The 20,365-nt window shown below is 50.8% G+C and carries 17 protein-coding genes and 1 pseudogene; 17 read left to right on the top strand and 1 reads right to left on the bottom strand.

Translation table 11 applies throughout. From position 1 onward, the window contains the following. Window positions 1–21 precede the first annotated feature (21 nt). The 12 genes and pseudogenes from KJW29_RS12435 (at window position 22) to holA (ending at window position 13,448) form a co-directional block, all read left to right on the top strand. A complete protein-coding gene (locus KJW29_RS12435; protein ID WP_214629986.1) occupies window positions 22–177 on the top strand; it encodes a hypothetical protein in 156 nt (51 codons plus the stop codon). A 166-nt stretch (window positions 178–343) separates the two neighbouring features. Next, window positions 344–1,948 (top strand): hypothetical protein, encoded by a 1,605-nt coding sequence (locus KJW29_RS12430; protein ID WP_214629985.1) that lies wholly within the window; start codon window positions 344–346, stop codon window positions 1,946–1,948. 11 nt (window positions 1,949–1,959) lie between these two features. Then, window positions 1,960–6,156: an LPD38 domain-containing protein gene (locus KJW29_RS12425; RefSeq protein WP_214629984.1), complete on the top strand. Its 4,197-nt coding sequence runs from the start codon at window positions 1,960–1,962 to the stop codon at window positions 6,154–6,156. 5 nt (window positions 6,157–6,161) lie between these two features. Next, window positions 6,162–6,452: a hypothetical protein gene (locus KJW29_RS12420; RefSeq protein ID WP_214629983.1), complete on the top strand. Its 291-nt coding sequence runs from the start codon at window positions 6,162–6,164 to the stop codon at window positions 6,450–6,452. An 84-nt stretch (window positions 6,453–6,536) separates the two neighbouring features. Next, on the top strand, window positions 6,537–6,689 hold the full coding sequence (locus KJW29_RS12415) for a hypothetical protein (RefSeq protein ID WP_214629982.1): 153 nt from the start codon (window positions 6,537–6,539) through the stop codon (window positions 6,687–6,689). Further along, window positions 6,673–6,945, top strand: a complete 273-nt coding sequence (locus KJW29_RS12410) for a hypothetical protein (RefSeq protein WP_214629981.1) — start codon at window positions 6,673–6,675, stop codon at window positions 6,943–6,945. The genes KJW29_RS12415 and KJW29_RS12410 overlap by 17 nt, the downstream gene beginning before the upstream one ends. 9 nt (window positions 6,946–6,954) lie before the next feature. Continuing rightward, on the top strand, window positions 6,955–7,830 hold the full coding sequence (locus tag KJW29_RS12405; RefSeq protein ID WP_214629980.1) for an N-acetylmuramoyl-L-alanine amidase: 876 nt from the start codon (window positions 6,955–6,957) through the stop codon (window positions 7,828–7,830). Between the two features lie 314 nt (window positions 7,831–8,144). Further along, window positions 8,145–8,318, top strand: a pseudogene (locus KJW29_RS36750) (DUF4131 domain-containing protein); the annotation flags it as partial. A 135-nt stretch (window positions 8,319–8,453) separates the two neighbouring features. Beyond that, window positions 8,454–10,379, top strand: coding sequence for a ComEC/Rec2 family competence protein (locus KJW29_RS12395; RefSeq protein ID WP_214629979.1), 1,926 nt, complete (start codon window positions 8,454–8,456; stop codon window positions 10,377–10,379). A 187-nt stretch (window positions 10,380–10,566) separates the two neighbouring features. Continuing rightward, window positions 10,567–11,115 (top strand): RNA polymerase sigma factor, encoded by a 549-nt coding sequence (locus KJW29_RS12390; protein ID WP_087567179.1) that lies wholly within the window; start codon window positions 10,567–10,569, stop codon window positions 11,113–11,115. Beyond that, a complete protein-coding gene (locus KJW29_RS12385) occupies window positions 11,112–12,107 on the top strand; it encodes an anti-sigma factor family protein (protein WP_214629978.1) in 996 nt (331 codons plus the stop codon). The genes KJW29_RS12390 and KJW29_RS12385 overlap by 4 nt, the downstream gene beginning before the upstream one ends. 306 nt (window positions 12,108–12,413) lie before the next feature. Further along, on the top strand, window positions 12,414–13,448 hold the full coding sequence (gene holA, locus KJW29_RS12380) for a DNA polymerase III subunit delta (RefSeq protein ID WP_214629977.1): 1,035 nt from the start codon (window positions 12,414–12,416) through the stop codon (window positions 13,446–13,448). A gap of 158 nt (window positions 13,449–13,606) precedes the next feature. On the opposite strand, the gene rpsT is transcribed toward holA, so the two are convergent. After that, window positions 13,607–13,879, bottom strand: a complete 273-nt coding sequence (gene rpsT, locus KJW29_RS12375; RefSeq protein ID WP_087567176.1) for a 30S ribosomal protein S20 — start codon at window positions 13,877–13,879, stop codon at window positions 13,607–13,609. 198 nt (window positions 13,880–14,077) lie between these two features. Here rpsT and gpr point away from each other — a divergent pair, with 198 nt between their 5' ends. The 5 genes from gpr to hemW all read left to right on the top strand — a co-directional run bounded on the left by gpr (window position 14,078) and on the right by hemW (window position 20,220). Then, window positions 14,078–15,097, top strand: coding sequence for a GPR endopeptidase (gene gpr / locus KJW29_RS12370; RefSeq protein ID WP_246608702.1), 1,020 nt, complete (start codon window positions 14,078–14,080; stop codon window positions 15,095–15,097). 248 nt (window positions 15,098–15,345) lie between these two features. Beyond that, on the top strand, window positions 15,346–16,617 hold the full coding sequence (locus KJW29_RS12365) for a stage II sporulation protein P (RefSeq protein ID WP_214629976.1): 1,272 nt from the start codon (window positions 15,346–15,348) through the stop codon (window positions 16,615–16,617). Beyond that, on the top strand, window positions 16,614–17,003 hold the full coding sequence (locus KJW29_RS12360) for a hypothetical protein (RefSeq protein WP_214629975.1): 390 nt from the start codon (window positions 16,614–16,616) through the stop codon (window positions 17,001–17,003). Before KJW29_RS12365 ends, KJW29_RS12360 begins: the two co-directional genes overlap by 4 nt. A 76-nt stretch (window positions 17,004–17,079) precedes the next feature. Next, window positions 17,080–18,897, top strand: coding sequence for a translation elongation factor 4 (gene lepA / locus KJW29_RS12355; RefSeq protein ID WP_214629974.1), 1,818 nt, complete (start codon window positions 17,080–17,082; stop codon window positions 18,895–18,897). A gap of 147 nt (window positions 18,898–19,044) precedes the next feature. Then, complete coding sequence (gene hemW, locus KJW29_RS12350) at window positions 19,045–20,220, top strand: radical SAM family heme chaperone HemW (protein WP_246608701.1); 1,176 nt, start codon at window positions 19,045–19,047, stop codon at window positions 20,218–20,220. The last annotated feature ends 145 nt before the right edge of the window (window positions 20,221–20,365 follow it).

Here is a 20,365-nt window from a genome sequence, read left to right as displayed (position 1 = left end):
ATAAACCATTAGGAGGGGCTTATGGAATTTAATAATGCTGTCGAATGGATTTTTCAAGCTCCCACTCAATGGGTAAAAAGTGAAATACAACCCGAACATGTTTGCATTGGTGGGGGGAGTATAGAAGGACATCCACTAAAAGAGGAAGATCCTGCCGGAAGCGACGAAGAATTATAAGGAGTTTAGGACCATATAGCAACACAAAGGAGAATCCCTATGAGATGGGTATTGTACCACTATCATAGACTCATGAGCCGCATATACAAACGAGAAGGAGCCTGGCAATCAGGCTCTTTTATTTTTCACAGGAACAAAATGAAAAAGTACGAGAGGAGCGAATAACATGGCATTGCCAAAGTACAACATTACACTCGATGCGATTAAACAAGGAGCGCAAACGGCTCAGCAAATGTTTGGCACATCTGGAGTAAGCGCCGCAAAAGCATCGTCAGGGGCTGGAACACAGACGACGGGAAGCGTACCACAGTCCACACCAGCGGCAGGAAGCCAAGCATCGCACCAAGCATGGATTAATAATGCAGCAAGCGGTCAAGGCGGTATGGATGCTTATACAGCGCGTCAGAATGAGAGGTATGGTCAGGCGATTCAGAGTAACGATACCGACCTCATTAACAAGCTGATTGCCGACTCTCAGCGAGTGGGATACGGTTTGTCCTACGACGCCGTGAAGAACACGCCAGCACAAACACAAACGATGGGAAGCATACCACAGGACTACGTAACGAGCGTACAATCGTCATCGCAGCTCAACCAATATGCACAAGATCAAACGGCGATGGAACGAGCAGCTTTGCTTAATGCTATTAACACGCAAATAGCCAATGTTAAAAACAACGCTGAATATTCGAACCAACTCGTACAAGACAATCGTGTATTGGAAGATTTCTTTGCTAATCAGCGCGTCAATCCATTCAGCGGCGGCGCTGACTACCGTCAAGCTATGACAGCGCGCGGACGGAGCATTGACGATTCCTCACGTGCTGCAACGCTGGAGAACACGCTTGGTTCACTCCAACAGGAGATAACCAACTTCGACAAACTGACGCCGGAGAGACAACGCGCCATTTATAACGAACTGCTTCAATTAGAACGAAACTTTGGACTTAACGTTGGACAACTCACAGGTACTTATGGAGGCCAGCGAACACTAGCGGGAGCACAGCAAGATTGGGGACAGCAAATGGACCTCGCAAATCTGACGGGTAACATCAATAGCCTGGGAAACGGTTCTAGCGTGTACGGCGGCAACAATAGTCTCGGCCTTCAAACATTGGCGGGACTGGCTGGTACACGCACACTTGCAGGACAACAGATGGATCTCGCGAACAAAGGTTTTAATATGGATCAGTATTGGAACTTGGTAGATCGTACCCAAAACCTCGGAAGCGGTCCTAAGTCGAACATGCAGACGCTTATAGATTCCGCCGGAACAGGTCAGAACACATTCGCGGCAAACCAACAAGCTTGGGAAAACGAATTCACAAAGAATCAGACCGCATGGGAGAATGCGTTTAAGGAAGGTCAGTTCGATTTCCAGAAGGCACAAACAGCCTGGGAGAATGCGTTCAAAAACCGTAGTTTCGAACAGGATATGAAGGAGGCTGCGGCCTCTCGTGGGCTTCAATGGGCTAGCCTTGGTCAACGTCAGAAAGAATTCGTCGCGGATCAGGCTTGGAGAGAGAAGACTTTTGAAGCTCAGCAAAAACAGCAAGAATTCGAAAATGATCTTGCCTATCAAAAAGCAGGATCGTCGTCTACGGCAAAACCTACGACCAATGAGAAGGAATCTGTTTACTACACTCGTTTAGATTCCTTTACACCTGAACAACTGAAATCATTCTTCAAAAATGAGAAAGCGAACATCATCGCAGACCTTGGCAAGAATGGTTACGAAGATTTGAAGTCGGCATACAGCATATTTGAATAGGTGGTGATAGTGTGGCGGTAAACTGGTCGAAATACGGTTATGAAGAAGAGGAAAATAAAAAAGAACCGTCCGTCACTCGCGTAAATTGGGAGAAGTACGAACCTGTTTCCGCCGAACAGTTTTCATCCCATATGAACTCGATGCCTGACCTATTCAACCCTAGCAAGCAACAAGCGGCGGTGAAGGAAAGATTCGCCCCTGAACCAGTTCCACAGGCCACTTCTCTTCCATCTCCTAGCGAGTTATTGCGACAACAAAATGAAGAGGGGCGGTTTTCCGCTCCTGTTCGTGCGAAGGAAAGGGCGGCAACGGTTAAACACAATGCCCCAACGTTGCTAGAACAAGCGCTCACAGCAGGAAAAGAGGCTATTGTTGATCCGCTGTCTCGCACATTGTTTGGTGACCAGCAAGGCGGCAGACATATGATGGAATCCCCGGCGAGAGAATTCATATCGAAGTTTCAACCTGATCCGATATTTCCTAACAATAACTTGGGCAAATTCGCAACTGGTTTAACGAGCGGCGGTATTGGATTGGAGCGCTTATTGGGTAGAGATGAACAGGCTAGAATGGTCGATTCGAAACCCGGTCAATATGGACAGATTGCGCAATCCCTATTGCCCGGGGCGATGGCTGAACGATTGGTAGCTCCTGTTCTGAAAAATGCTCCTACAGTGTTAAATATCGCTGGTCGCGGTGTGGCTGGTGGTATTGGTGACAGCCTTGCAGTTTCCGCACAAAACGCAAGAACCCCGCAGGAAGTGGCTGAGAACCTTGCCTGGGGTGCTGGTGGTGGTGCGGCTGGCGGTCTATTACTTGGAGGCGCTTTGCGGGGCGCAACGGCTTTGCGTGATACCGTTCGCAACGCCGCTGAAGGAGTATTAGGTAAAAATATCGGAATCACAAAAGCCATTGAAGCAGCAGGTAGAGATATTCCTGGGAAATTTCGTGTAGGTTCGCAGGAAGACTTTCTGTCGAAGGTTATTCGCGACATATCTCCAGAAGTTAGTCAAAGGATCACTCCTCCGATGGAAAACCCAAGGGAACTAGCTAGATGGTTGCAACCTCACACTGGGGCATCGTTGAATGAAATTCGAAAACTTTCATACGATGAGATGGCGGAATTAGCACAAGATGTACAACGTAACTTAGACGTATACGATATTGAAAAACAGGTTGCTAGTGGCCGTGGTTATGACCTTGATAATATACTCAACAATACGCAACCAGAGTTCAAAGAATTGGTCATGAGCAGACTTGGGAGGACAGCAGAACCAGCGCCTAGCGCAGTTGTAGAAGCACCTGTTCAGAATACTACTTCAGTTCAATCGACAGTGGTTAATAATCAACCTAACATGCCTAAAGCTAATCAGCCAGAGGTAGAAAATATTTCGCCACAACGTGAGAACGTTCCTGCACCGATCCGAGAAGCGGAGGAAATTGTTAAGGAAGTTAATCAACCGCGAGTTAGGGACAAAGTATATTCCTATCTCGATGATGCGGAAAAAGCTGCACGTGACCGTATTTCCAAGCGGAAAAATCGCCTATCTGCTAACCCAATCGATGAATGGGCAGATCACGCTATTGTCATGGCGGCGAAACTTGGAAAGGGTACGATTAAAGCAGCAGACTTTGCCGAAGTGTTGGTCAAAGAATTCGGAGAACAAGTCAGGCCTCACGCTGCTCGTATCTTCCGCCAGTCCCAAGCCATACTCAAAAACCAAGGTAGCAAGGTTAAAAAGTCGATTGAAGAAGCAGACGTATTCAACAACAGCGGCAAAGGCGATGCCAGCACATTCGATACAAAGATCAGCCGAGACGCGAAAAAGAAAACATCGACGTGGCAGCAGAAGTTCGACAAGGTTCGCTCGCAATTCGTCGATGATCTCGCACAGTTGGAACGCCTTGAGAAGAACGTTACAGGCTCCGTGGCAAGCGCAGAGGACAGCCTATACAAAACGGCAAGGATGTACAAAGGTGTACCTGAGAGAGCCGCACAGATCGTTACAGACCGCCTGTCACCAATCATTAAGGGTATTGAGAACGCTGGATACTCTGCCGATGATCTTGGCCGATACGCGCTGGCCAGACATGCACAGGATGTAAACGCAGCGGGTTACAAATCCGGTTTCACGAACGCCGAAATCAAAGACGTTCTAGAGAAATTCGGTACCCCAGAGATGATGAAAGCGCAGCAGGATCTCGTGAAGATCAACCGCGATATGCTTCAGGAGCTTGTGGATAATGGCGTGGTATCTGAACAATTGTCAAAAGTCCTAAACGAGCGGTGGAAGAACTACATTCCATTGTTCCGCTCATTTGATGATGACAAAGTTGAGTTTACAGGTGGATTATCCAAAGCTCTGGCGAACGTATCTGATCCCATCGTAGCGTTGAAAGGTTCGGAGCGTGCTGTAGTCGATCCTCTCGAAAACATGGTTAAGAACATCATGCAATCCGTCAATTCGGCAGAACGGAACAAGGTCGCGACTCAGCTTTCCAAACTGGCGGCGAAAGACACAGATGGTCAGTTTATCCGTAAACTTGACCCGAACGAGAAGTCAGGACGGAAGAACGTTGTTACAGTCCGTGAGAATGGCGAAGCGGTCAAATACGAGGTTGAGCCGGAAGTGTATAAGACGTTTTTGAACATGGATCAGGAATCGTCTAATATGCTCGTCAACATTCTTTCTAAGCCCGCATCCTTGCTTAGGGCTGGCGCTACTCTGACGCCTGAATTCAGCCTTAGAAACCCTATGAGGGACGTTCTACAAGCGTTTGTAACGAGTGAGAGTGGATTTACTCCCTTGGACTTCGCTGCCGGACTGATTCAGACAATTAAACGCGGAGACATGTACAAGGATTGGATAGACAATCTGGGCGCTTATGGTAACGTGATGTCCCAGGATAGAAACGTTCACCGTCAGGCGCTAGAGAAGGTTTTGAAAGAACCTCCAGGCAAGAAGTTCGTTAACATCGTTAACCCTAAATCGTGGCTGAACGTTCTTCGCACCATCTCGGATACAACGGAATCTGCAACAAAGGTGGGCGAATATCGCGCTGCTCTACGTTCTGGAGCAACCAAGCAAGAGGCGGCATACCGTTCTCGAGACTTGATGGACTTCGCCCGTTCGGGGTCTAGCATCCGGCAGACTAACCGCATGGTCGCGTTCCTGAATGCGAATATCCAAGGTAAGTCGAAACTTATCCGCTCTATCAAAGCGAATCCTGTTGGTACGATTTCCCGCATGGTTGCAGCTACAACCGTTCCTACTGTAGGTATATTCGTAATTAACAAACAGTTCGCTAACGATACACAGAAGCAAACCATTGCAGAGGCGCCGGATTGGCAGAAGGATGCATTCTGGCTTGTCGCGATACCAGGTACGGATATGGTAGCTCGGATCCCGAAGCCGTTCGATATTGCACCAATCTTTGCAAACCTTCCTGAACGAGCATTGGATTACGTCTACAACAACGATAAAAAAGCGTTCGATGGTTTTGCTAGGCGGGTGCTCGGGGATTCTGCGCTACCTATGCAATTGAGCGGTCTACTGCCGTTCATCGAGGGTATGGCGGATTATTCGTTCTTCCGCGAAGGATCGATCATCCCGCAGCGTGAGAGCGGATTACAGCCACGTGACCAGTACGATCCTATCCGCACAACCGAGACGGCCAAGTTGCTTGCTCGAGGAGCTGAGGAGCTTACAGGCGGCAAAGGACCATTCAAAAACTTTGCATCCCCGCGGATAATGGATAACACGATCAAAGGTCTCACGGCCGGTCTAGGAACATATGCGACTAGTGCTATTGATTCCGTGCTGCAAGGAAATTACTTTGGTGCTAAGCTTCACAAACCGGTTATAGATCGTCCAGAAGCGCCAAGCAAACGAACGGAACAAAGGCCGCTTGCTAAGGCGTTTCTTGTTGATCCGCTGCAAGGTGGCAAGTCGATGGACAAGTTCTACGAGGAGAAAGAAAAGCTCTCAAGCGAGAAGGCATCTGCCGAAATCAATCAACGTCCATTTACTAAGTCCGGACGTCTGGATCAATTAAACGCTGCATCAGAAACGATCAGTAAAATCAATAAACGCGTGCGTGAAATCGAAAAGAGCGATATGACACCAAAAGAGAAACGCGCTCAAATCGATACTCTGGTGAAGCAACGCAATACTATCACCCAAAACGTCATGAAAGCAGCAAGGTGATGCACATGATCGAATTCCACGAAGATGAATACATGCAATACAGCGTGAGCGATAAGGCCTATAACCTTGTCGCTCTTTTATTTGGCAAACAGACGGCAGAGAAGCTGCTATACACCGGTGATCGCTATGTTGGCTTTAATCGATTGGATGCTACACGGGGTCGAACTACTCCTGAAGAACGGTCCGACACTTGCGACGATAGTGGGCCTTTTGATATTTGGAATACGTCAGACGTTGAAGAATCGGAGACTGCTGCGCCGGCTGAAAAAGTATCTGCCCTGGATCGCGTCGGATGATGAATCAGAGGTCAAGGCATATGTAGCCAATCAAGCGCGAATCGAAATGAAAGTTGATCTTTTACTACAGGAAAGAGGGATACCATGGCATGCGAACATTACCGAAGGAAAGCAGCTCAGTTCAGCAGAGAGAAGCAGCTTGTCGTTGCCGTCGCGCTCAGTAACGTCTACTACTGCATGGAGTGCAAGCAAATCCACAAGATCGAGGAGGACAACGCACATGAAAGCCTATCTTAAAAAGCTCGGATCCCGCAAGTTTCAAGCATTCCTTGCCGTCACGATCCCCAATATCATCATCATGATTGGCTTCATTTTCGGAGACATCGACCTTGAAGGCAAAGTAAACGAGTGGATGCCAGCGATTAACCTTGTGATCCAGGCAATCGTTACGGCTGTGTATCAGAACTATGAGACGAAGACGGATGTCGCCCGAGCTACTGAAACGAAGGATGACACACTTTCCGAGGAAGATGGCTCAGATTTCAGCCACTAGGAGGACGTTATGGATATCAATCAAACTCCAGTCACCAGCTATTCGAACCGCAGCGGACGCATTCCGCTCATCATAGTCAACCATATCAGCGCCGGCTCTATGGGCAGCATGTACAACACTTTTAAAAACCCATCTAACCGCGCATCATCACATTTCGGCATCAGCAGAAAAGGGGAAATCGTACAGTATGTTCCTATTCAACAAGCGGCTTGGACGCAAGGCAAGATACAAAGTTCGGAAACGCGTCCGATCGCTCCAATTATCCGCCAGCATATGGGCAATCCTAATCTATATGGGGTCTCAATCGAACACGAAGGATACGCAGGACACGGCATACAAGGCGATCTGACAGAGGAACAATTCTGGGCCACATGTTGGCTTCATAAGTTCATCCAGAGCGAAGTAGAGCGCTTATACGGTCACAGAATCGAACTAAACAGCCATCATGTCATCGGACATTTTCAGATCGATGCAATAGGCAAGCCAGTTTGCCCGGGTCTGCTGTTTCCATGGGCTAACCTCTACTCAGAGCTTGCATACGCCTCTACAATGTCACTGGAAGAGTATACGGAGCAAATACAGTATAAGACCTCGCAGCAGTCAAATAAGGCGCTGGCGTTCGCTTTCGTGTCCCGTATCAAGGATCTCAAAATCAAACTGGATAGTCCTATATATGGTAAAGAAGCTGAACGAAAAATACTTCTGATGTCGCCGGTCATGGAGGAATTGTCTTACTCAGCATATTTCAAAGAGGTGACCGCAAGAGGCATCGCTGAACGTATTGAGCAAGTGTACGACAACGCCAATACGGTACGGTGGGAGAAGGAAGGCATTCGGAAGCTGATTATCGGGGCAAATTATGCGAAGCAAATGGGGCTGCTATAAGAGCCCCTTTTTATTTTAATCTTTTACGGAACATACGTTCGTGTTATGATAATGGCGGAGGTGGACGTATGAAGAAGAAACCATTGCCGCAATTTAGCTCTTTAGATGAAAGCAGAGAATTTTACTCCAAGTATGGGAAGCTCACTTATCAAGGTCGATTAGGAATAAGGTGTGACGAATATCTGTATAGCCTGGATGTGATAGATGGACGAATGCTCATTCTAAAGTTTTATATGGATGGGCGAGTAGAGGAAATATCGCGGTAGAAAAACAATTATAATGAAAGAAGTAGTTATAAATACGGCTTTTTACTTGTCTACATCCGGCTTGCGACGCAGCCGGAGCAGGACATCGCCGCGGCGTGGCAGCGCGGCGACAGGGTCGCTGTAGCGGGCGAGCTGGCGCGGCCCGCCACGGCGACCAATAGCGGCGGATTCGACTACCGCCGCTACCTGGGCAGCCAGCGAATCCACTGGCTGCTCAAAGCCAAGGGCGCCGCCGCCGTCACGGCTGCTCCGGCGGCGGGGCCGAACGCGGCCGCGCTGCTGGGCCGCGTCGACGCTGCGCGCGAACTTCTCGGCGCGCGCTTCGGGGAGCTATACCCGTCCCATCAGTCCGGGTATATGCAAGGGCTTATTCTGGGTCTGCGCACGAGTCTCGACCCCGAGCAGTTCGATCAGTTCGCGAGGCTGGGGCTCACGCATATTCTTGCCATATCGGGCCTTCACGTAGCCGTCTATATGGTCATGATGGGCGGCCTCCTGCGAATATGCCGGATGAGCCGCGAACGAATCCAGCTGTCGCTAATGATTACAATCCCGCTCTATGTTTTATTGACGGGAGCTTCGCCCTCCGTGCTTCGTGCCGGAATAATGGCGATTCTGGGGCTGATCGCGGCCAGACTAGGCAAGTTGAAAGACGGCTTGCATCTCCTGGCGGCAGCTGCCGTAGCTATACTTGCCTATGATCCCTATTATTTGGATTCCGTCAGCTTCCAGCTGTCGTTCGTCGTCACGCTTGGGTTAATATGCGGAGTGCCCCCGCTAAGACGATTAATGCCCCGGCGACAAGGAGTGGCCGGCTGGCTTTGCGATCTCGCGGCAGTGACGATTGCGGCGCAACTGGTATCCTTTCCATTAACCATTTATTATTTTAACGGCTTCCATCTATTGTCGCTTGCCGCCAACTTCGTGCTGGTTCCTTTCATCAGCTTCGTTATCATGCCGATCGGGACGATCGCGCTGCTCTTGTCACCCGTTTGGATGGGAGGCGCAAAGATGTTGGCGGGATTGTCCGTTACGTTGAACGATTGGACTTTTTGGATCGTCGATATATTGGCAAATGTAAGCTCTATGAGGCTCATTTGGGAGACTCCGTCGTTATGGTGGGTTGCGAGTTACATGCTCTTATTGTTCCTGCTCTTCCGTTATTTGAGACAGCTAGCCCCCTTGCATGGCGAACAACTCTCTAAGGAGAATAAGGATCCCGGCGGCTTCGAGATCACGGAACCTCTCCCTAAACATTCTAATGGCATCCAGCCGGCTAGCGCTAAGAAGTCAATCCTCCCATTAATGAAGGTTATCTTGAAATGGCTGCCCAGTCATCGCGCTTTGCTTGGACTAACGACAGGTCTGATTGCGTTGATCTTCTATGCCTATTACCCCAATCTCCTGGATCGCTCCGCAGTCGTCAGCTTTCTTGATGTCGGACAAGGGGATTCCGCTTTGATCCGCACACCAGGCGGCAAACATATTCTGATCGACGGGGGAGGTACAATGACGTACCGGAAGCCGGGAGAGGAGTGGCGGGAGAGGGGCGATCCGTTCGAGGTGGGGAAAAAGGTCGTCTTGCCGCTGCTCATGAAACGAGGCGTGAAGGAATTGGACGTGCTGGTCATCTCCCATCTGGACAGCGATCATATTCGAGGCCTGAAGGCCGTAGTTCAGGGAATTCCGGTTCGTGCTGTTTGGTGGAACGGCACGATGAAGGCATCGGAGGATGTCGAGGAACTCATGTCTCTAATTGTGGAGGCAGGAATTCCGCTATATGCGCCTCGATCCGGCGATAACGCCAAGATTGATGGTGAGACGATAATCCAAATTTTATGGCCGCCGGACTCCGATGAGACGGGCATCCAATCCGCAAGCGAGCAGAACGAAAGCAGTCTGGTCATGACGCTCGAAATCTATGGTCATCGGTTTCTGTTCGCGGGAGACGTCGGCATGGAAACGGAACGTGCAATCATCGCGCTACACACTAGGGCGGAAGATGCAAATGGAGAAAGCGGCCGTAAGAACCATACGGCCCCAGTCGACATCATAAAACTAAATCACCATGGCAGCCGCCATTCCACGGGAGAAGCATGGCTTGCCTATTGGGCGCCTCGCGGCGCGGTCGCATCGGTTGGCGCGTCTAATACGTATGGCCACCCCCATCCCGATGTGCTGGGGCGTGTTCAGCGTGCCGGCGCCAGACTGTGGCGTACGGATACGGACGGCGAATCCATGTTCCGATTAACGCCGCAAGTTCTCTCTTATTGGTCAAGATAATCTCTCTATACGGAATCGATCGAACATGATATTCTATAATGTGGGGTTATCCGACGTAATCATACCAGAGACCCATTGAAACACAATCATGATCTTTCATTCTAATAAAAATATAAATGATAAAAGTTGCATGCAACTTTTAATGCAACCGATCCGTCTGTAAGGTTGCAAGAGAGGAGGATCCTTCGTGGTGGAGCCCGGCCTGATCAAAGCCGCTCAATCGGGAGATCGCGATGCGTTAATTACTCTATTGCGAGAGATTGAAACCCATGTTTATCGGACAGCCTATTATATATTAAACAATGAACAGGATGCCATGGATGCCTCCCAGGAGGCGTTGATCCGAATTTACACCAAGATTGGTTCCTACGAAGAGAAGGCGCAGTTCAAGACATGGATTCAACGGATTGTAACGAATATTTGCATTGACAAGTTCAGGCGCAACAAGCCGACGATATCCATCGACGAGCATGAGCTTGTATTCAGGGAGAAGCAGAACGTCGAAGAGGAAGTGTTGTCCGCTTACGCCCTGCAGGATATTCGAAGCGCGATCGAGCAGCTTCCGGAGAACCACCGGACGGTCGTTGTGCTGCGATACCTGCAAGATTTTTCGTACAACGAAATTGCCGAATCGCTTGATTTGCCTCTCAACACGGTTAAATCCTATCTGTTCAGAGCCAGACAGCAACTACAGAGTTTACTTCAAGATTATCAGAAAGGTGGTGTCCGGGGGTGAATTGTCAAGAGGTGACGGAGCTTATGCAGCGACAGCTAGACGACGATCTGCGCGAGAGCGAGATGGAAGTCTTAATGAATCATACCAGACATTGTCCGGACTGTGCCGCCATGTTCGAACGACTTACCAGATTATCCGCCGAGCTTAATAATCTGCCCAAGGTAACGCCTGCCTACAGCCTGGTCGATGCCATTATGCCAGAGTTGATTCGGATCGATAACGAAACGAAGCATGCGGAAACATTGGCCGTTCCTGCAACAACGTATGATCAGGGATCGTTGACGCGAAGAACGCAACGTACGCGGCGCTGGCCATCCTGGAAGTCGATCAGCGGCGTTGTAGCTGCGGGAATCGTGGCAGGTATATTCCTGGTGACGTATCCGCCGCAATCAAGTTTAAACGATCAAGACAAGGCTTCCTCTATTGGCCAATCAGCCGCCGAGATGGAGATGAAGGAAGATACCTCGGTAATGGATGTCTCGCCACTCAGCGCCATGAAGGATCCAGGCGGAGATGCCTCCGCCGATGCGCCAGCTGAAGGAACGGAAAATCTCAAAGGGCCATATGGCTCCTTGACGGACAAGAACGGCAATCCCATGGAGCCGGAAAGCGGCTTCAATGCCGGCGGATCCGAGGCGCTCCCTAATTCGGCACAGCGCAATAGCGACGATACGAAGCCCATTGAGGAAGAGACGAGTACAGGCCTTGAAAGCGCGTCAAAGCATGAGCCTGATATGGGCATTACAGGACATGCGATGCTGCCATCGCCCGACGGACAGTATATGGCGAATGTGGACGGGTATTCTATTGTCATCCTGTCTGCCAATGACAGTTCGACGTTGTTCCAAACGGAAAGAAAGAACGGCCTGCACGTTAATCTGGTCTGGGCGCAGGACAGCGCTTCGCTTACTTATGAAGTAAGCTTGGACCACGGAGCGGCACAGAAGTATGAAATTGCTATCCCGTCTTTTGAGGAACGGAAGGCAGACTGATTTTTGGCGAATGCACTCCCAGTCGCAACACGCTTTGGAGTAACGGAATTGTGCTACCCATTTTTTTGAGGGGAAATAAGCACATATGCCGTTGCCCCTGAGTATGATACAGCATGAGATTCGTCTACGACGTGGAGATGGACGTCGTAAGACCATTCATGTACGGCGGCGCCATGGAGCCGCCTGTGAATGTTAATATAAAGACAAAGGGATGCCGCCCTGTATGGGGCAAGCATCCCTTTGTTGCTTCCGGCGCCGTCTGCTGGTAATGTTAAAGGGAGCATGGATCGCAAGGGGAGTGGCAAGTTGGATATTCGCGAAGCATTTAAAGAAATCAAAGCCGGTAAGTTCCGTCCGGTATATGTTTTATATGGAAAAGATCGTTACCGAATGGGACAATTCATTGATGCGCTGACCGGCTTTATGTTTGCCCAGGAAGAACGCGAGATGGGGATCGTTAAGTTCGATACGGCGGAATCCGCGCTTGACGAGGCCGTGTTGGAGGCAGAGACGCCGCCTTTCTTCATCGAACGGAAGCTGGTTCTTATAAGAGACGTCAGCGTAATGGCTGCTGGCGGCAAGGAAAACACGAAGCTGGAGCACCGTCCGGAAACGCTGCTGCGATATATGGATAACCCGCTTTCATCGTCTGTTATCGTCTTTGCCGTTCATGCGGACAAGCTGGACGAACGCCGCAAGCTGGTTAAGGCGCTAAAGGATCGTGGTTCTCTTGTCGCATTTCCGGAGATGGAGATTCAGGAGCTGAAGCAATGGCTTGTAAAGCGGGCGGCCGAACAGAAGCGTACGTTGACGGCAGCTGCGGCCGAGCTGCTTATTACGCGAGTGGGTGTGGGGACGGGTCAGCTGTCCCAGGAAGTAGACAAGTTATGCCTTCATGCAGGTGAAGGAGGAGTCATAGATGCCGAACAAACCGCATTATTGACTGCGGCCACCGTCGAAGAGGACGTATTTGCTTTGATCGATGCGATCGCTGAGCTTCGTATCGACAAAGCTCTAGGCATGTACCACCAATTGCTTGTCCGCCGGGAGGAGCCCATCAAGATCGCCGCATTGATCGCAAGGCAGCTTCGTATTATGCTGCAGATTAAGGAGCTGGAGGGGCATCACTATTCGCCTCAGCAGATGGCAGGACATCTGGGTTTGCACCCTTATGCAGTGAAGCTGGCTGCCGAGAAAGCGAAGAAATTCGCGACAGCAAGATTAGGTGTGCTGTTAGCGGCACTTGCCGAGCTGGATTACAACATGAAGAGCGGTTTAATCGACAAGGCGCTCGGATTAGAACTATACTTGTTATCACTGGGAGTCAGCAAGGGCGCGTAGCTCTGCTGGCTTTTTCTTTTGATCGCTGCCAAGTATGAAAAACCGAGCACATAGCCCGACCACATACAAATAAGCTTCACCGGCCTTAGTAGGTCAGCAAAGCTTATCGGAATCGCATCGTCGAGCTAATGGATCATCCTTCTTCTTGTCGCAGCAGCTTACGCTTGAGCGGACAGGGAGTTTAGACGTTTCGCAAGACGGGATTTTTTGCGGGCAGCCGCATTTTTATGAATCAGGCCTTTTGTTACTGCTTTGTCCAATTTTTTCGTTGCAACGAGCAGAGCAGCTTTAGCTGCATCTACGTCCGTTCCAGCGATAGCTTGGTCAGCAGATTTAACGGCCGAACGAAGTGCGGATTTTTGGGAAGCGTTCAGAGCACGGCGTTTCTCGTTAGTCTTAACGCGTTTAATCGCGGATTTAATGTTTGGCATGGAATTCACCTCCTACGTAATTCTGTGCATCGCACGTAACACAACTTAAAATATATTATCATGCGACTGCCCAAAAAGCAATAGTAACCATTTATGTCGAAGCACATCCCATTTGATGGCCAAAAGCGGAAGCAATCGTATGAAATAACCGACTTTGCAAACAATAACGAAAGTACATGGTGCGAAAGGAGCGGCATAATGATGAAGGAACAAGCGCGCGAAGAGCTCGATCTGCAGCAATTCAATGTACGGACAGACCTTGCCCTGGAGGCAAGGGAGCTGGCCAAGCCCGACGGAGGACCCATTCCCGGTATTCATTCGGAGGTGACGGAGGATGACGGCATTACCATCACGGTCCTTCATGTCCAGAACGAGCAAGGTTCGCAGGCGATTGGCAAAATTGTAGGGCAATACGTGACGATCGAAGTGCCAGAGCTTAGAAATGGCGATACGACGTTGCAGGATCGAGTGGCTACTCAATTCGCCAAACATTTTGAGTCGTTCCTGGAGCGTCTCCAAATTAATAAAATGGCAAAGGTGCTGATCGTCGGTCTGGGCAACTGGAACGTGACGCCGGATGCGCTCGGCCCGATCGTAGTCGAAAACGTGATGGTGACGCGGCACTTCTTCGAGTTGATGCCGGATCAGGTAGCGCCGGGATACCGCCCGGTCAGTGCGGTAGCGCCTGGCGTGCTGGGCATTACAGGCATCGAATCCAGCGAAATCGTGCGCGGCATCGCCGAGCAATCCAAGCCGGATCTCATCATCGCGATCGATGCCCTCGCTTCCAAGGCGCTGGAGCGGGTAAATACCACGATTCAGATCGCGGATACCGGCATTCATCCGGGCTCCGGCATCGGCAACAAACGTAAAGGACTTACAAAAGAGATTTTGGGCGTTCCCGTCATCGCAATCGGCGTTCCGACGGTCGTCTATGCATCCACAATCGTAAACAACGCATTCGAGATGATGAAGAATCATCTGGAAGAGCAGAAGGGCGACACGAATCAAATATTCGGCCTGATGAACAGCATCCCGGAAAATGAGCGATTGCAGCTCGTTAAAGAAGTATTGGGTCCTGTCGGTCATGACCTGCTCGTTACGCCAAAGGAAGTCGACCAATTCGTCGAGGATATCGCCAACATCATTGCGAGCGGCTTAAATGCCGCCTTGCACGAAGCGGTCGATACCGATAACGTTGCCGCTTATACCCATTGATGCAGCAAAGAAGCCAGGCGCAAAAGCCTTGTAGTCCGAACCCGGGCTGCAAGGCTGTTTTTGCATACTGTCATTCTTCCTAGTTTCTAGCAATCTATTATTTTGCCAATTTTCTAGTAGTTATGGTTCTATCAACTCTCCCAAGTTCATAGAGTAAAGTACAAGGCTTGATAAGAGTCTAGACTTTGCTAAACGCGCTGCGCCTGCAAATGAATGCGACATCCGTTTGTCTTGGGAGGGTGTAAATCATGTATGGTCTACGAAAAATGTTGTCCGGATTACGTTACTCCGCTGCACGCGGTGAGACGGGTCCCGTCCGCGAACTGCTTGTGACGGGCAGAGCCTTCGCAGCCATGGCGCTCAGCTCCGCCATATTTATGATATTGCTAGGACTTGCAGCAATGCTTTACCAGCATTCGTCTGCCGTGCCGTCTGTGTCCATGAGAGGTTTCGCAGCGTCTGTGTCCAGCGGCTTGTTCGGAAACATGCTGGAGATGGAGATGCCGGCGTTCGCGAGCAGCCTGCCTTCGGATTCGCTGACTGGCAAAGAAATAAGCGTGTTCCTCATGCGGTCGCTGACTGATATTAACCCCGCCAATCCCCGCAGTCTGTTGGCCAGCGAGTTGCCGGGAATGCCGCAAAGCGACGCATTTCTGATTCGCAAGGGCATCGGCACGGATACGGCTGTCGGTCCGCAGGATCATTCGCCGATCTTCGAGCCGGCGCCGGAACCGAAAACGCCGTCAGGCTCCAACGGCGAAGACGATGGCAGCGGCAACGAAACGGATCAGCCTGACGGGAACGGGGGTGAAGACGTAGGCTCGAAGGATCCGAAACCTGACGGAGGACAACCGGCCGAAGGGAAGAAGCTGGCCTTCATCTATCATTCCCACAACCGGGAATCCTGGTATCCCGAACTTGAACCAGGCACTAAAGATCCTAGCTCCAGCACGACGAATATAACCTTGGTCGGCAAGCGGCTTGCCACGAAGCTCGAAGAGCATGGCATCGGATCCGTGTTGTCCGAGACGGATTACCCGACGGCAATTCAGGATTACCGCTGGGAGCTCAGCTACAAGTACTCCATGAAGACGGTCAAGGAGGCGCTGGCGGCAAGCAATGATCTGACCTATTTTTTCGATCTGCATCGCGATTCCCAGAAACGCAAATATACGACGGTCGATATCGGCGGAAAGAGCTACGCGCAGGTTTATTTTATAATCGGTCATCGCAATCCGAACTGGAAGGAAAATGAAGCGTTTGCCACAAAGATCCATGACGCGCTTGAGAAGGAGTATCCGGGTATTTCGCGGGGGATATGGGGGAAGACTGCTGCTACAGGCAATGCCGAATACAACCAGTCGCTTGCCTCCGAGAGCGTTTTGATCGAGGTTGGCGGCGTGGACAATACTTTGGAGGAATCCTACAGGACGGCAGACGCGCTTGCAGAAGTTATTGCGTCGATACATTGGAAGGAACGACAAGCGGAGGAAGCATCGGGCAAGGAGGTGAAGCAATGAAACGGAAAACTTGGAAGCTGCTTCTGCTGGGCGGAGCGCTAACGTTTATCGTATTATTCGGGATCGAGATGTCGACTACAGGTATCGAGCGGATCTATGGACCGATGGACGGCTCGGAGCCGTACGCGAACGGCGGAAATCGAGCATATTATGCCAACGAGACCGACCGCAGGATCGCGGAGCTCGAAAAAGAGCTGGACGACGTTCGCAGAATCGCATACGGGGACGCTTACGGCAGGGACAATAACCGTCTTCCCGGCATGCCTGTCGAGGAGGATACGGCAGCCGTCAATCGAATCGCGGATTCCACATCCGGCATCCTTCAGACGGCATCGAGCAAAGGCATCCGGTTCTTCGCTTCGCTGTTCGACGGATTGCTCAACTAACTTTCATTGATGTGTCCCCCTGTTACTGATATAATAGGAAGAATGATTGGATTATTGGAGTGTGGGGGCTTGAAGGATGTCTGATGTTCTTGAACGACAGAAGAAAATAAGAAATTTTTCTATTATCGCACATATTGACCACGGCAAGTCGACGCTGGCGGACCGGATTCTGGAATCAACCGGCGCGTTGACCAACCGCGAGATGCAGGCCCAAGTGCTGGACAACATGGATCTGGAGCGCGAGCGGGGCATTACCATTAAGTTGAAAGCCGTGTGTCTCAGTTATCGCGCGGACGATGGCGAAGAATATTACCTTAATTTAATCGATACACCCGGGCATGTCGACTTTACATACGAGGTATCTCGCAGCATGGCTGCCTGCGAGGGCGCCCTGCTGGTCGTCGATGCCGCGCAAGGCATCGAAGCGCAGACGCTTGCCAACGTCTACCTGGCGCTGGACAATAACCTCGAGGTGCTGCCCGTTATTAATAAGATCGATCTGCCGAGCGCGGAGCCCGATCGGGTAAAGCAGGAGATCGAGGATGTTATCGGTCTCGACGCCAGCGAAGCGGTACATGCTTCCGCCAAGGCCGGAATCGGCATCAAGGAGATTCTGGAGCAGATCGTACACAAAGTGCCGGCGCCGAACGGCGATCCGGACGGGCCGCTAAAGGCGCTTATCTTCGACTCGCATTATGACGCCTACAAGGGCGTTATCGTCAATGTTCGCGTCGTCGACGGCAGCATCAAGGCGGGCAAAAAAATTCGCTTCATGGCTACAGGCGCTGAATTCGAAGTTATCGAGGTCGGCGTGTTCAAGCCGAGAATGACCCTTGTGGACGAGCTCGCGTTAGGCGACGTCGGGTTTGTAGTCGCCGGCATTAAAAATGTGAAGGACACTCGCGTCGGCGATACCATAACGGAAGCAAAGCGTCCCGCGCCAGAACCGTTGCCAGGTTATCGCCGCATCAATCCGATGGTTTACTGCGGTTTGTACCCGATCGAGACCCAGGATTACAATGACCTGCGCGAGGCGCTCGAGAAGCTGGAGCTTAACGACGCTTCGCTTCGCTACGAGGCGGAATCCTCGACAGCTCTGGGTTTCGGGTTCCGCTGCGGCTTCCTCGGCCTGCTTCACATGGAGATCATTCAGGAGCGTATCGAACGCGAATTCAATATTCCGCTCATCACGACGGCGCCAAGCGTTATCTACAAGGTTACGCTGACGAACGGCGAGCAGCTTAATATTGATAACCCGTCCAATTATCCGGAATCGGGCAAGCTGGACTTTGTAGAAGAGCCTTACGTCAAAGCTGACATTATCGTGCCAAACGATTATGTCGGGGCTATTATGGAGCTTTGCCAGGGCAAACGCGGCGAATTCGTGAACATGGAATACCTGGATTCGAACCGCGTGACGTTGACCTATGAATTGCCGTTATCGGAAATTGTCTACGATTTCTTTGATCAATTGAAGTCCAGCACGAAGGGTTATGCATCCTTCGATTACGAATTGTCCGGCTATCGGAAGTCGAATCTCGTAAAGATGGACATTATGCTAAACGGCGAGCAGGTCGATGCGCTATCCGTTATCGTCCATCGCGATCGTGCATACAATCGCGGCCGGGTCATCTGCGAGAAGCTTAAGGAACTGATTCCGCGCCAGATGTTCGAGGTGCCGGTCCAGGCATCCATCGGCACGAAGGTTATCGCGCGCGAGACGGTTAAGGCGATGCGCAAAAACGTCCTTGCCAAGTGTTATGGCGGCGACATCAGCCGGAAACGCAAGCTGCTTGAGAAACAGAAGGAAGGCAAAAAACGGATGAAGCAGGTCGGAAACGTTGAGGTACCGCAAGAAGCGTTCATGGCGGTCCTCAAGATTGACGAGGATTAGGCTGCATTCCGGTTGAATGGATGATCGAACCGTTCTTCGAATGACTGAAGTAAGACGGAGGAGAGCATTTGCTCTCCTCTGTTCAATTTTCAAGATATACAGAACTTCGATCTGTTGTTGGAAATGGTGATAGGGAGGGAAAACGCAATGACGATGCAACTCGCGACAGCGCGGGCGCCGCGCTCGCTCTATATACACATCCCGTTCTGCACGAACAAATGCCACTACTGCGACTTCACGTCGTATGTGCTAAGGGGACAGCCCGTCGATCAATATCTCGACGCGCTGGAGCAAGAGATGATTACAACCGTCGAGACGCTGCGTCCCGAGGTGATAGACACGGTATTTGTTGGCGGAGGGACTCCGACGGTATTGACGCCGCCGCAGATGGAGAGATTCCTGCAAGCGGTATCGACGCATTTCCCGCTTGCGGATAACGTGGAGTTCTCCATGGAGGCGAATCCCGGCACAACCGATATAGACAAGCTTGGCGCCATGCGGGCAGGCGGCGTGAACCGGATCAGCTTCGGCGTTCAATCGTTCGATAATAGCTTGTTGGAGCGTATCGGACGTATTCATAATGTAGACGATGTTTATCGGAGTCTGGAAAATGCGCGTCAGGTGGGCTTCGATAATTTGTCGATCGACCTGATGTTCGGCTTGCCAGGTCAGACGCTGGAGCATTTGTCGGACAGCGTCGACCGGGCAATGGCACTAAAGCTGCCGCATTATTCGCTGTATAGCCTTAAGGTGGAGGAAAATACGCTGTTTCACAAGCTGTACGAGCGCAATGAATTGCCGCTTCCTCCCGAAGAAGAGGAGTACGAGATGTTTCTTCTATTAATGAAGAAGCTGCAAGAGGGCGGCTATCGCCACTACGAGATCAGCAATTTTGCCAAACCGGGGTTCGAGAGCAGGCATAACTCCACCTACTGGCGCAATGAACCGTATTATGGTCTTGGTGCCGGAGCTCACGGGTACAGCAATCGTACGCGGCATATCAATCTGAAAGGCGTACAGCCTTATATCGACGCTGCCGCAGTCAAGCTCCCCAGACTGGAGACGTTCGAGGTTTCGGAACGTGAAGCGATGGAGGACTTTATGATGGTGGGGCTGCGTCTGCTTGAAGGCGTTCCGGTCTCGCGCTTTCAGGAACAGTTTCCCGGACAACGGATGGAGCTCGTGTTCGGCGAGACGCTGGAGAAGCAGCTTGCGAACGGTTTGATGGAGCGGATGGAGGAGAATGGAGATACCGTCTACCGTCTGACCGATCGAGGCATTCTGCTTGGCAACGAAGTATTCGGTGCATTTATCACGACATAGACGAAGCGTGCCCGTTTCAGCATATACTGGCTTAAATAGGCGACCCTTCCAGTGAAAATAGCTATTGAGAATTAATTCGTTTTGATGTATATTTATTCATATTCCAAATGTAGCTTAATCGGGGATTCGTGGAGGTGCAGGCAGA

Source organism: Paenibacillus agaridevorans, assembly GCF_018604145.1.
In the GTDB taxonomy this organism is placed as follows: Bacteria; Bacillota; Bacilli; order Paenibacillales; family Paenibacillaceae; genus Pristimantibacillus; species Pristimantibacillus agaridevorans.
This window is presented reverse-complemented; position numbering and strand designations above follow the sequence as displayed.